Source organism: Ruminococcus sp. Marseille-P6503, assembly GCF_900604945.1.
Taxonomy (GTDB): Bacteria; Bacillota; Clostridia; order Oscillospirales; family Ruminococcaceae; genus FB2012.
The window spans coordinates 652,388-665,799 of the sequence record NZ_UWPB01000001.1; the positions used below are offsets into that span (position 1 = coordinate 652,388).

General features: G+C 43.1%; 12 protein-coding genes. 8 read left to right on the forward strand and 4 right to left on the reverse strand.

What is annotated here, in order from left to right:
* Positions 1–107 precede the first annotated feature (107 nt).
* Positions 108–1,241 carry a DUF4317 domain-containing protein gene (locus tag EIH25_RS03085; protein ID WP_124098478.1) on the forward strand — a complete coding sequence of 378 codons (1,134 nt, stop codon included), beginning with the start codon at positions 108–110 and terminating at the stop codon, positions 1,239–1,241.
* 53 nt (positions 1,242–1,294) lie between these two features.
* On the opposite strand, the gene EIH25_RS03090 is transcribed toward EIH25_RS03085, so the two are convergent.
* Complete coding sequence (locus EIH25_RS03090) at positions 1,295–2,656, reverse strand: citrate/2-methylcitrate synthase (RefSeq protein ID WP_124098479.1); 1,362 nt, start codon at positions 2,654–2,656, stop codon at positions 1,295–1,297.
* 22 nt (positions 2,657–2,678) lie between these two features.
* Positions 2,679–3,110, reverse strand: a complete 432-nt coding sequence (locus tag EIH25_RS03095; RefSeq protein WP_124098480.1) for a MarR family transcriptional regulator — start codon at positions 3,108–3,110, stop codon at positions 2,679–2,681.
* Between the two features lie 246 nt (positions 3,111–3,356).
* Here EIH25_RS03095 and ybaK point away from each other — a divergent pair, with 246 nt between their 5' ends.
* Entirely contained in the window at positions 3,357–3,833 is a 477-nt protein-coding gene (gene ybaK / locus EIH25_RS03100) for a Cys-tRNA(Pro) deacylase (protein WP_243113073.1), read from the forward strand.
* 94 nt (positions 3,834–3,927) lie between these two features.
* Here ybaK and EIH25_RS03105 read toward each other — a convergent pair whose 3' ends face one another.
* Positions 3,928–5,205 (reverse strand): MFS transporter, encoded by a 1,278-nt coding sequence (locus EIH25_RS03105; RefSeq protein WP_124098482.1) that lies wholly within the window; start codon positions 5,203–5,205, stop codon positions 3,928–3,930.
* Positions 5,206–6,036: 831 nt separating this feature from the next.
* On the opposite strand from EIH25_RS03105, the gene EIH25_RS03110 reads away from it, so the two are divergent.
* The 6 genes from EIH25_RS03110 to EIH25_RS03135 all read left to right on the forward strand — a co-directional run bounded on the left by EIH25_RS03110 (position 6,037) and on the right by EIH25_RS03135 (position 11,834).
* Positions 6,037–7,578: a GLUG motif-containing protein gene (locus tag EIH25_RS03110; protein WP_124098483.1), complete on the forward strand. Its 1,542-nt coding sequence runs from the start codon at positions 6,037–6,039 to the stop codon at positions 7,576–7,578.
* Positions 7,579–7,936: 358 nt separating this feature from the next.
* Positions 7,937–8,290 carry a hypothetical protein gene (locus EIH25_RS03115; RefSeq protein ID WP_124098484.1) on the forward strand — a complete coding sequence of 118 codons (354 nt, stop codon included), beginning with the start codon at positions 7,937–7,939 and terminating at the stop codon, positions 8,288–8,290.
* Positions 8,291–8,319: 29 nt separating this feature from the next.
* Positions 8,320–10,566 carry an ATP-dependent RecD-like DNA helicase gene (locus EIH25_RS03120; protein WP_124098485.1) on the forward strand — a complete coding sequence of 749 codons (2,247 nt, stop codon included), beginning with the start codon at positions 8,320–8,322 and terminating at the stop codon, positions 10,564–10,566.
* The gene (locus EIH25_RS03125; RefSeq protein WP_124098486.1) at positions 10,532–11,254 is read left to right on the forward strand and encodes a phosphoribosyltransferase family protein; all 723 of its coding nucleotides are present in this window, start codon (positions 10,532–10,534) and stop codon (positions 11,252–11,254) included. Before EIH25_RS03120 ends, EIH25_RS03125 begins: the two co-directional genes overlap by 35 nt.
* 138 nt (positions 11,255–11,392) lie before the next feature.
* The gene (locus EIH25_RS03130; protein ID WP_124098487.1) at positions 11,393–11,593 is read left to right on the forward strand and encodes a hypothetical protein; all 201 of its coding nucleotides are present in this window, start codon (positions 11,393–11,395) and stop codon (positions 11,591–11,593) included.
* A complete protein-coding gene (locus EIH25_RS03135) occupies positions 11,586–11,834 on the forward strand; it encodes a hypothetical protein (protein ID WP_124098488.1) in 249 nt (82 codons plus the stop codon). Before EIH25_RS03130 ends, EIH25_RS03135 begins: the two co-directional genes overlap by 8 nt.
* A gap of 144 nt (positions 11,835–11,978) precedes the next feature.
* Here EIH25_RS03135 and EIH25_RS03140 read toward each other — a convergent pair whose 3' ends face one another.
* The gene (locus EIH25_RS03140; RefSeq protein ID WP_124098489.1) at positions 11,979–13,205 is read right to left on the reverse strand and encodes a peptidylprolyl isomerase; all 1,227 of its coding nucleotides are present in this window, start codon (positions 13,203–13,205) and stop codon (positions 11,979–11,981) included.
* Between the last annotated feature and the right edge of the window lie 207 nt (positions 13,206–13,412).

The following is a 13,412-nucleotide window of genomic DNA, read 5'->3' on the forward strand; positions in this document are numbered from 1 at the left end:
AAGCTGTCCTATAAAACGGACAGCTTTTCTTTTTGTATAAATTTTTCCTTGCAAAGATACTGCTTATATGCTATAATATACAATAGAAAAATACGGAGGGCTCATTAATGAATAAAAAAGAAGTAAATGAAATTAAAAAGAATTTCAGCGACGACTGCGGTTTTTTTACAGTCAATCATGTAGTTCAGGCGTTTGTTGATTCGGAAAAGAATATAAAGTTCAAGTCAAATCAGCTTTACAATACCATGCCTGCGGACGAGTCCGAGCTTATAATGATAATACTGAAAAAGGTTCTCAGCGGTTCGATAGGAAAGAATCTGCTGGAGTATCAGTTTCCGAAGGACGCGTATCTTGAGGGCGGAGCTCAGCCTTTTATGTACGAGGTTATGAAAAGCAAATTTCTTGACGATGATATTACGGATAAGTTCCTTAGCGCCATAACGGAAAAAATGGAGTATGTATCAACCTATGCGATATTTTCCGCTCACTGTACATACAGCGTTCTGAACAAAAACAAGTCGGACGAAATACCTGACGACGCGGAATCGGAAATTGATTATAATTTTATTATTACCGCGATCTGTCCCGTTAATCTGCGTATAGACGGCTTGATTTACAGTGATGAATCCAATGAGATCGTAAAAAAAGCTTCCTGCGACCGCATAGTCGAGCTGCCAAGCGACGGATTTCTGTTTCCGGTATTTTCAGACCGCACTCCTGATGTAAACGGCGTGCTGTACTATACAAAAAATCCTAATAAGCCCAACACTTCAATTGTAAACGACCTTTTGGGATGTGAGTTTGTCATGTCCTGTAAATCGGAAAAGGAAACCTTCCGCGCAATACTGAATAATGTTGTCGGCGACGAGCTTGATTATGGACTTATAACTACCGTAAACGATAAAATCGCCGAAATAGTGGATCAGTCAAGTCATGAAACTGAAATTCCTACCGTAGACGACAGAAAATTATCGTCGATTTTGTGGGAGGCGGGAGTAAGTCAGGACAAGCTTGAGCAGCTCCCGAAGGTATACGAATCGGCTATGGGAGATAAGCCGCTTACCGCTGTCAATCTTGTAGAGCGCAGGACTGTTTTGTCGGCTCCGAGCATAACTGTAAATATTTCTAAGGAAGCTGTGGATAAAGTTCACACCCGGGTCATCGACGGCAGAAAATGTCTTATTATTGATCTTGACGATCCGGAAATTTCAGTAAACGGAATGCCTGCGAATATTGAATAAAAAAACTGTCCGAAGCATTAAAGCTTTGGACAGTTTTTTTGAGAAAGGATATATTATCTTTCGGAAAGAGGCGTGTACTCTCTTTCCTCTGAAACGCTTTTATATGCCGGACGGATAATTTTCCCTGCGTTTATAAGCTCCTCCATACGGTGCGCGGACCAGCCGGCAATTCTCGCAACGGCAAAAATAGGAGTATAAAGCTCCATGGGAAGCCCCAGCATACTGTATGCAAAGCCGCTGTAGAAATCAACGTTTGCGCTTACGCCCTTATAAATTTTCTTTTCTTTTGCAATAACCTTCGGAGCAAGCTCTTCAACCTTTGAATAGAGATTGAACTCATCAGTAAGCCCCTTTTCCTGCGACAGGCTCTTGACAAATCTTCTGAACACTTTGGCTCTCGGGTCAGAAATGGAATAAACTGCATGACCCATTCCGTAGATAAGACCGGCCTTGTCAAACGCTTCCTTGTGGAGCAGCTTGGTAAGATACGCTTCAATTGCTTCGTCATCGTTCCAGTCGCGAACGTTTGCTTTCAGGTCGTCAAACATCTTCATTACCTTGATGTTGGCTCCTCCGTGTTTAGGTCCTTTGAGCGAGCATAAAGCCGCGGCAATCGCCGAATAGGTATCGGTGCCGGAGGAGGTTACAACGTGTGTGGTAAAAGTAGAGTTGTTTCCGCCTCCGTGTTCCGCGTGAAGCACTAAAGCGATGTCGAGCACTCTGGCTTCAAGCTCTGTATATTTGCAGTCGGGGCGCAGCAGATAAAGAATATTTTCCGCGGTTGATTTTTCAGGGTCGGGAAGATGTATAAAGAAGCTTTGCCTTCCTATATAAAAATTATAAGCCTGAAAACCGTATACCGAAAGTATCGGGAAAACAGCGATAAGCTGCAGGCACTGTCTCATAACGTTGTCAAGAGAAATGTCGTTGGCGTTTGAATCGTAGGAATGTAAGGTAAGGATACTTTTCGCCAAAGTGTTCATCATATCGTCGCTGGGAGCCTTCATTATAACGTCCCTTACGAAATTGGTAGGCAAGGTTCTGTATTCACCCAGAAGTCTTGAAAAATCGTCAAGCTGTTCTCTGGAAGGAAGCTCGCCGTACAACAGCAGATATACTATTTCCTCAAAGCCGAAACGCTTGTCCTTTACAAACCCGTCAATGATATTTCTTACGTTTATTCCGCGGTAAAAAAGCTCGCCTTCGCAGGGAACCGAAACTCCGTCCTTTACAACGCTTGAGCGAACCTCGGAGATTTCGGTAAGTCCGGCAAGAACTCCTTTTCCGTTTATATCCCTAAGTCCTCTCTTTACGTCGTATTTGCCGTAAAGCTCCGGATCTATCCGATTATGCTCCACGCATTTGCGGGTCAGCTCTCTGATTTCGTCGGTGATATCCGAATAATTATTTCCCATACTTTTTGCCTCCTTATTTTTATTAGTTAAGATATCTGGAAGCGTTTTCCGCTATCTTTACCATAAGTCTGCTGACAATTTCAATTTCATTTTCCGAAAGTCCCTTGACCAGCTTTTCATTAATTTCCTCTTTGGCTTCATAGATCCGTTTTACGGCCGGAAAGCCTTTATCCGTAACGAAAGCGTGTCTGCGCCTGCCGTCGGTCTCGTCGTCCTCAATTCTGATATAACCAAGCTTTTGAAGCTTTTTCAGCGATCTGGTGATCGTGCTTTTATCAAAACCGCCCTTGTGTGCAAGGTCGGCAAGATTGATCCCCGGATTTTCATAAATATTTATCAGAAAAAATTGCTGACCGCTTCCTATTCCGAACTGTTTAAGCGCCTTGTCGTAATAGCCTTTGCATTCTCTTGTTATTATCGAAGTATATTTACTGAACCTGTATTGCGGATCCATGCAGCTGCCTCCGTATAGATTAGTTGAATATACAACTATTATATCACAGAATAGTTTACAAGTCAACCTTTTTCACCAAACTTTCACAAAGTAATTGAATTCTGTCAGGTTTATTATTCTATGCCGGAGCAATACAGTGAATATTTGAGCTTTTTGTCTTTATAAAAAAGTTCAGTTTATTTTTAAAATCTGTTGAAAAGGACAGAAACTTTCTGTATAATAGTATTTGAAAGGAAAGTGACCGTTTTGGAACAAAAAACAAACGTAATGCGTATTCTTGAGCAGAAGAAAATTAAATATACAGAGCATACATATGCAGGTACCGGCGCCGTCAGCGGAGCTGAGGTCGCTCAGGCTTTAGGTCAGGATCCGGCTCATGTGTTTAAAACTCTTGTGACGTTCAGCCCCAGATCAAAAAAATACTATGTATTTATGGTTCCTGTAGCCGAGGAACTTGATCTGAAAAAGGCGGCAAAGGCGGTTGGTGAAAAATCAATTGAAATGCTTAAATCAAAAGAGCTTCTGCCGCTCACCGGCTATGTGCACGGCGGCTGTTCTCCCATAGGAATGAAAAAGCAGTTTGTCACTACCATAAATAAAACCGCCGAAAACTATGACACCATAATTTTCAGCGGAGGTAAGATAGGTTATCAGGTTGAACTTTCATTGACAGATTTAAAAAAGGTGATACGAATTTCCGCGGCGGATATAATTGTTGAATAAATAGACCGAGAGACAGCGCAGCCTCTCGGTTTATTTCAACAATATCAAATTTATGAAAGTATGCTTTTGCTTTTGGGAATAAGCGCAAAGGTTATCAGGTCTTATCGAGCGTTCTGATTGCAGGCAGTTTATATGCAAAACAGCTTATTAAAAATCCGCATATTCCAGTCATTAAAAACATAACTGCCATACCGCTGCCATCGCCGTTTCCAACGATGACTCTTAAATATTCTGACAGCAGGCGATCTGACTTCATAAAAGGCTCAAACACATAATCGGCCAAAAAGCCTCCCAACAAAATGCCGAACGGTATCATGCAGTATTGTATTGAATTTCTTACGGCAAAAACCCTTCCCTGCATTTCTTTCGGAATCTTGCTGTACAGGATTACATTTTGCCCTGCCTGTATAAATGGGATCGGCAGACTGGCGGCAATTCCTGCAAGCGACCATATAAAAGCATTTCTTCCGATCGCCATAAGAATATCTCCGAACAAAAAGGACAAAGCTGCTGAAAAATATATCATCTTTACATTTTTCTTTGCCGCTTTCTTAAAAGAAACTATCATGCCTCCGGCGATCCCGCCGATTCCCATGACTGCGTTAACTATTCCCAGCGTTTCATTACTGCCGCTGCTTCTTGCAAGTATCATAGGAGAAAGAATATTTTCATAGGTCAGCCGTGAAAAGAAGTTAATAAGCGCCATTGTCAGCATAATATATAGGACGCCTTTTTCGCTTTTCAAAAAACGCATTCCCTCTTTCGCTCCGGCAAATATGGTTTGCTTATGCAGCTCGCTTTTTTCTTCCGGAATATGAATAACACATACGAGAATTAAAAAAGCAATCAAAAAGCTAGCCAAATCGATCATCAGAATGGCTTTTAAGCCTCCGAAGGAAAATATGAACGCGGATAAAACCGGACTGAGAACATTCGTAAGATTGCCGGAGAAAGAATTCATTCCGCTTACCTTAGAAATTTTCTCCTGCGGGACGATCCTGCCGATCGCAACCGCCGAAGCCGGCTGTTGAAACGCGTTCATTATTCCGATTATCAGATTGACCAGATATATATTCCATACTTGAAGGTTTCCGCCAAAAGATAAAATCAATACCCCGAAAGAACATATAGCGGCAATACTGTCAGCCAGCAGCATAACGGCTTTTTTATTATGCCTGTCAACAAAAGAACCGGCTATCAGACTTACAAGTATAAACGGAATGTAGTTGCAAAACGACATGAGGGAAACTGCCATTGCGGAATGTTTCTGCTCATAAGTCCATAAAATAAGCGCAAAGCTGGTCATTGCGCTTCCTAACTGAGAAATACTCTGGCTTAACCAAAATATAATATATTTATTAAATTGTTTCATCGAATTTTACTCCTTATTTGATTTAGTTTTTTGAAATCAATTGGTGCAAAATCCGATTCAGGACGATTATCCCTTATCTCTGTGCAAACATCGTCCTGTTATCAGACTTTGCACAGAGATATTTGCTTAAATCAATATACATATGACATAACACCCTTATTTCACCTCCAATACGGGGTTATTCCGTAAAATTATTATAGCACCTGCTATAATATAAGTCAACAATATGACCGCCGAAAAATTCATTATAATTAAGAACCGCTTAAAAGTCACAACACACATCAAGATTTCTTTTATAAAGATATGCTATTATACTTATTGTCGAAGTGAGGGATGAACCATGTACGAATGGAACGAAAAGAAGTGTCAGTGTTATCAGCGGCATTATCCCGAGGGTATTGGCTATGAGGTTTTACGGCCAATTAAGCTGAAATAATAAAAGAACAGGCACATAGAGCTGATTTTCGTGTGCCTGTTTTCAGTCGCGGTCCGACAAATGGCTTTCCCCCGAAACGCTGATATATTCAGAAAAAATTTACAAACCGTGGCTGTAAAAAACATTAAGAACCTTCTGTAATCTTGACTTTTTGTGAATTTTAAAGTATACTTACCTATATAATTATTCAAAATTCTTATGGAAAATTTACAAAAAGTTTCGGACATATATGCTGAGGGGCGTCATAATGCTGGGGATAAAGGGTAATTCTGCCGTATCGGGCAGTTTATATAAAATCAAACGATTGAAAGGCGTATTTCGTTCATAGGCAGACTATGGGCGGGATATGCCTTTTTGTAGTTTTGAAAAAATATCTGATAAAGGAGTATTAATGTATGAAAGCGCAGAAAAGACTTTTGAGCCTGCTGCTTACGTTCAGTATGCTGCTCGGGCTTGTGCCTGCCGGAAGCGTGGCTTTAACAGCATGGGCGGAGGGCGAAGAACCGGCATTATCGGCTGACGGATATTACGAGATATATACCGCCGATCAGCTTTACTGGTTCGCCGAGCAGGTGAACGGCGGAAATACGGACATAAACGCCAGACTTATGGACAATATCGTTATCAACGAGAACGTTCTGACCTCGGACGGAGAGCTTAACGGCGACGGAAGCGGCTTCAGAGCATGGACGCCGATAGGAAATTCCAATAGCAAAATTTATAAAGGTACATTTGACGGAAACAATAAAACGATCAGCGGTATCTATATCAACAATGGTTCTGCTAGTTATCAGGGCTTGTTCGGAAATAATAGCGGCACAATTCAAAATGTCGGAGTTATTGATTCCTATATAAAAGGATCCTATAATGTCGGCGGCGTGTGCGGACGTAGTTACGGAACTATCAGCAACTGCTATAACGCAGGCACAGTCAGCGGAAAAAGCGTTCAGGTTAGTGGTATATGCGGATTATCATCTGGAACCATCAACAACTGCTATAACACAGGCGTAGTCAGCGGAGAAAGTAATTTTGTCGGCGGCGTGTGCGGAGCTAATGTTGCTAGTTCCACTATCAGCAACAGCTATAACACAGGCGCAGTCAGTGGAAATATGTATGTCGGCGGCATTTGCGGAGAGAATAATAATAGTTCCACTATCAGCAACTGCTGCTATCTTGATACAAGTGCTTTGACAGGAATCGGAGACGGCAGCGGAGAAGCCGTATCAAAAACCGCTGAACAGTTTGCTTCCGGCGAGGTATGCTGGCTGCTGAACAATCAGGGCGAGAACAGGGAACAGCTTGAAACGCCCGTCTGGTATCAGAATGTTGATATGGGCGACGCTGACGCTTTACCTCTTCTGAATAATGAGCATTACGCGGTGTACAGAGCGGAGGACTTCACTTATGATTGTGAAGCCGCAAAGCCGTTGGGAGTATACACCAATATTACAAGCGGCGGTCACAGCTTCGGAACTGAGTGGACAGCTGACGCGGATAATCATTGGCACGAGTGCGCCTGTGGAGCAATATCGGATGAAGCGGCTCATAGCTTTGAATGGATAACAGATAAGGAAGCGGAAGTCGGCGCTGCCGGTTCTAAGCACGAGGAATGTACAGTCTGCGGCTATGCTAAGGAAGCGGTTGAGATTCCTGCTCTGGAAACTCCGGAGGATTCATCATCTGTAACCGACAGCGCAGACGACGAGAGCAGCGCTGTTGACTCCGAAAGCTCGCAGTCGGACGACAGTGAAGAATCAACAGCGGCAAGCGACAGCGAAGCAGAATCTACAAATGACAGCTCAAGCACAAGCGGCGACAAATCTCCGAACACGGGAGATAACAGATCTGTGCTTCTGCTTATGTTTGTTCTTGTAAGCGGAACCGCTCTGGCGGGAACGGCTGTTTACAGCAAAAAGAAAGGTAAGCAGGACAGATAAAATATCCGTATAAAGTAAACACGGCAGGAACATAAAAGTTCTGCCGTGTTTTTGTGTTTGAAAGTTTATTTGCTTGTGTAAGGCTTTGAGAGATACTGCAAGGAAAAAATATAATTTCATTCGGTAGACAAGCTATGCTGACAGAAGTTAATAATCAGGAACGCCGTATCCGAATATACAGCAGCTTACTGATATTATTAATTACGTTACGGACTTGCTTTTTTAGTGAAAAAAGAGTAAAATATAATTGAAGATTCACAATTTCCGCACTGAAAACATAGAATGAAACAACAGCTGTTCGGTCCGGCTGTATCGGCACGGACCGGCATATTGAAAAAACTTACAAGGGGTGTTTTCGGTGGTTGGAATTATTACAGTGATAGTTATATGCGTGCTGTTAATTGCCTGTATGGCAGCAAAGAAAATAATGTTTGTTAAAAGACGGTGTGAAAAGCCGGGATATATCGTTATTCCATGCACTGCAAAAACTAAAAATCTTGAAAGAACGGTACGCGCCTATTATTGGGAGGAAATTTTTGAGAACCAGAATTTAGGTCGGGAAATACTTCTTGTTATAATGGAAAAAAGCGAAAACGCGTATACTGCAAGGCGTCTTGCGCAGGAATTTTCCATAGTCAGCGCTATTGATGTTACCGACCTGGAGGATTATATAAAAAAGAAGGCTTTCCGCTGCGGAGAGCTTACGGAATGAATAAGTATGTTGATTAAGGAACGTTAAAAATGGAAAATTTGGAGAAAATTCAAGGAGAGGTCGACAGCGTTATATACCGCAACGATGACAACGGATTTGCGGTGCTCATGCTGAAATGGGAGGATGAGCTTATAACTGTGGTCGGGGATATGGGCAATGTTGAAGAAGGGGAGGAGCTTGTCTGCACCGGACGCTTTGTAACTCATCAGAAATTCGGCGAGCAGTTCAGATGCGAGATGTGCGAACGTTCTCTGCCGACTTCTCCCTCGGCTATACGAAGATATCTGGCAAGCGGTGTTATAGGAGGCGTAGGCGCGGTGCTTGCCAAGAAAATTGTTGACGAATTCGGCGAGGATACTCTTTCCGTAATCGAAAACGATCCGGAAAAACTTATTGTTATAGATGGAATAACAAAAAAGAAGGCTATGAAAATATCTTCGGAATTTAAAACAACCTTTGCCGTCCGTTCGCTTATGATCTACCTTAATTCTTTCGACATTCCCGCGTCAGTAGGTATCAGGGCGTGGAAAAGATGGGGCGATTCGGCTGAGGCAATGATAAGGTCAAATCCATATGTGCTTTGTATTTACGGAATCGACCTGCCGTTTGTAAAGGCTGACGCTGTTGCGGGAGCGCTGGAAATACCAAGGGATTCTGAAAACCGGATAAAAGCCGGTCTTAGCTGCGTATTAAGAGAAAACGCCAATTCAGGTCATACCTGCCTGCCGCTTGACAGGTTTGAAAAAATATCCTGCGAGTTTCTGGGGATAGACAGCGGTCAGTTCAAGGAAATTCTTGACGGGCAGATTGAGGAGGAAAACCTGTTTTATTATTATAAGCAGAAGCGTCCCTTTGTTATGCTGCGTGATTTTTATAAGGCTGAGGATTATATTGCCCGCAGGCTTTCGGTAATGAGAGAGTGCTCATATGACAATAAGATCGATTTTTCTGAGGTTATTGATCTAGCCGAGGAGCAGAACGGCATAAAATACGAATCGCTGCAGCGCAAGGCGATCAATCTGGCGTTATCCCACGGCTTTCTGGTTCTTACGGGAGGTCCGGGAACGGGAAAAACCACAACTCTGAACGCTATAATTTCCCTTTATCAGCAGCAGGGGCTTAACGTTATGATCGCCGCGCCTACGGGAAGGGCGGCGAAACGAATATCGGATCTTACCGGCTTTGAGGCGAAAACCATACACCGTCTGCTGGAGGTAAAGCATTCCGACGGAGATACGCTGAGTTTTGTCCATAACGAAAACGATCTGCTTGACTGCGATGTTATGATAATCGACGAAATGTCAATGGTGGATTCCTGTCTGTTCGAGGCGCTTCTCAGGGCGGTAAGCATAACCTGCAAGCTTGTGCTTGTAGGGGATTCGGATCAGCTTCCGTCGGTAGGAGCGGGAAACGTGCTTAAAGACATCATTGAAAGCGGAGTAATGCCCGTAGTTACGCTTAAGGAGATATTCCGGCAGGCGCAGGAGAGCGCGATAGTCACCAACGCGCATAGGATCGTAAAGGGCGAGCATATAGACCTTACTCAGAAGGATAAGGATTTTTTCTTTTTCCAGCGCTTGAATTATACCGATCTGCAAGGGCTTGTAGTTGACCTGTGCAAAACCAGACTGCCTAACGCTTACGGCTATTCGCCTGTAGAGAATATTCAGGTGCTTTCGCCTACCAGAAAGGGACCGAGCGGAACTGTAGAGCTGAACCGAAAGCTTCAGCAGGAGCTTAATCCTCCTGCCGCCGGAAAATCAGAGGTGAAAACTCCGCTTTATATATACCGCAAGGGCGACAAGGTAATGCAGACCAAAAACGATTATGATATTCTTTGGAAGAAAACGCTTGACGACGAAAAGACTGAAAGCGGAGCGGGTATTTTTAACGGAGATATAGGAATTATCATTGGCGTAAATAAGATACTCAGAACGGTTACAATAGATTTTGAGGGCAGAGTCGCCGTTTATTCCGCCGATATGTTGGACAATCTGGAGCTGGCTTATGCGGTAACAGTACATAAAAGCCAGGGAAGCGAATTTGACGCCGTTATACTTACCGTTTTCGGAGGCTTTGACAAGCTGTATTACAGAAATCTGCTTTATACGGCGGTGACCAGGGCTAAAAAGCTTATGATTATTATCGGTTCAAAAAAACGTGTGGAATTTATGATCGACAACAACCGCAGAACGCTGAGATATACCTGCCTTAAAAATATGCTTAAGGAGCTGAAGGACGATGAAGCTGACGAACAGCAGGCTTTTGAACTGTAGGTTCTGGCTGGATATGATATTTCCAAACCGCTGTCCGTGCTGCGGCAGGGTGATTTCATGGGACGGGCTTCTCTGCGAAGCCTGCAAAAGCTGTCTGCCGTTTCTTGACGATACTCCGTGGCAGGTAAGGTATTCCGAAAAAGCCGGAGAAAAGGCGTTTTCGTTTGATTACGCGGTATCGGCATTTTCCTATGAGGATATAGCCGTCAAAGGCATATATGCGCTGAAGGACGGTAACGGCACAAATTTTGCGCAGTACGCCTGCGGCATTTTATGCGACAAGCTTGAAAACGACGGCATGGATCAGGCAGATATTGTAACCGCGGTTCCGATGTCAAGGCGTAAAAAGCTTTCAAGAGGATATAATCAGGCTGAGATAATTGCAAGGTACCTTGCCGGAGAGCTGGGCGCAGCGACAGATTTCAGGCTTTTAAAAAGAACCTCCGACAGTCTTGAGCAGCACAGTCTCAATTCCCGTCAGCGTCATGAATTTGCGGAAAGGATATACTATAAAAATCCCAAAAGCGGCAGTATTAAAGGTAAAACCGTCATATTGTGCGACGATGTTTTTACTACCGGAGCCACTATGAACAAATGTTCTGAAATTTTAAAGGAAATGGGAGCGGAAAAGGTTTACTGCGTTTCGCTCTGCTGTACTGATAAAAATTTATCTCTGGCTAAGGAATAATTTCTCATTTTCAAGAAACAATATCCCTATAGGCTGGGCTGTGCCTGAATTTAAGGCGTTCTGCCGGTATGCTTTAAATCTAGCTGAAAGAGGGTGAAGTTTATGTCCTTGATTTTTATGTCAAGGCATGAACGTTAAATGGCAAAAAAGCTGACTGTCAAAGAGTTCAATGGAATCAAGAACCTTGTTTCCGTACAGAATAATCTGATTTACCGTTTTGAAGAATACTCAAGGCTTGTAACTGAACCGCAGCTCAGGGAATCGTTTCAGAAGCTGTGCGCGTCCGCTAAAAATCATAAAAGAAAGCTTTTAAAGGTTCTGGAGGTTTCTGATGAATGAGAATATGAAAATTATAACCGACGCAAGGCTTCTGATCAAAGAAGCCGCAATGGAGCATTGCAGGGTATTCAACGATCTGTGCGGCTCGTCATGCGCTGAGGCGATCCTTTCAGTTCTGGACGGTGAGATGAGAATGGCTGTTTCGGTTCAGAAGCTGGAGCAGTTTTTCACAAACGGGGAAGCCGAACCTGCCGCCAACGAGTATGAGGTCAATAAGTTCAAGAACAGCGAAAGCTTATGAAAAGCAGCAAGCTTTTGGTATTCGCGTGAAAAATAAAGACCGGACGGTCAGGCTCTTTCTGCAAAGCTATTGCAGGACAGAAGCGTACCGTCCGGTCTTTGTTTTATTTTATAAATGTCAGCGCTGTACAGCAGTTATTTCACATCAGGTAATGCTTTCAGGTGTGATTTTATCATAGTATTCGCTGTAGCTTACTTCCATTTCGTCCATTATATCGGAATAAAGCTGCGATATTGCGGGAGAATCATATTCAATTATCATTGATTCTATATTTTCCTCTACATAATCCATATCAATAGGCAGACGCTTGATTATAAACCAGCCGTAGGTGGTAGATTCCACAAGATCGCTTACTTCATTTTCTTCAAGATCAAATCCGGCGTTTATAAATTCCTCTACATAATTGGAATTGCGGTTCATATAATAGCCCTGACTGTCTGCTTCCATTCCGGGATCCCAACCGTATTCCTTTATCAGACTGTCAAAATCCTCGCCGCTCCGAGCTTTTTCAAGAACCTCCTCCGCAAGCTTCTTGGCGGCTTCCTTGGCGGTATTCTGTTCTTCCTCCGAAAGCTCGCTGAAAGCAGTCTGCTTGGCGGTCATTTTTTCGGAAAGCGTCATGTCGTCGTAGCTGTCCTTTGTGTCCTCGTCGGTGATTTCTGCCTGACACTGATAAGGAATAAGTATCTGACGGACTCTCGCATACTGCTCCGGATCCTGAACGATCTCTCTGAATTCCTCTTTGGTGGTAGCGTATTTACCCTCGTTGGTAAGCAGAGTTTCCTCTACCTTTTCATAGAGACGTGAAAGCTCAACCATGCGCCTATACAGATCCTCGGTCAGATATGTACTTTTAAGCGCTTCGATATATTCTTCCTCGGTATCGTAATTTTCTTTGGCGGAGGCAATGGTTTCCTCGACAAATTCGTAGTCGTCCTCATCAAGCTCAATACCGTTTTCCTCACAGAGATGAAGCGTAACATATTCCTGCTTCAGCTGAGTTATGACGTCGTCCAAAAGCAGCTCAAAGCCCCCGTCGGTCTGAGCGATAATGTCCAGATTTGCGCCGTAGTTATTTGTATAAAGATTGATGGTATAGAAGTAATAGTATCTGAAGGTATCAAAGTCAACGTCTATTCCGTCGATCGTGCAGATTATCAGGTCTTCCGTATCAATGCTTTCGCCGTCAATTGTGAAGGACGCTTCAGAAGCCTCCGCGGCGCTGCTGTCAGACGAAGAAACAGCTTCTGCCGCTGACGAAGAAGAAGCGTCAGCCTTTGAAGAGCTTGAAGTTGTTTCATCTGCACAGGAAGTAAATACAGAAACGGTCATAAAAATCGCCAGTACAGCGGCGGAAAATTTTTTCAGCATAATTTATAAATCCTTTCATTGTAAGAAAATAAAAACTTTTTACATACAACATACATTATAAAGGGTTTATGTGTTTATTATGTGACAATATATTTAAGATTTTCATTAATAAATTGTTGCGATAATAAAACAAGCAAAATTATGCTTTTTAATTGCCTGTAAATGCGAGAGCTTGATAGCAGCGCAGTTTTCAGGACTGATTATTGG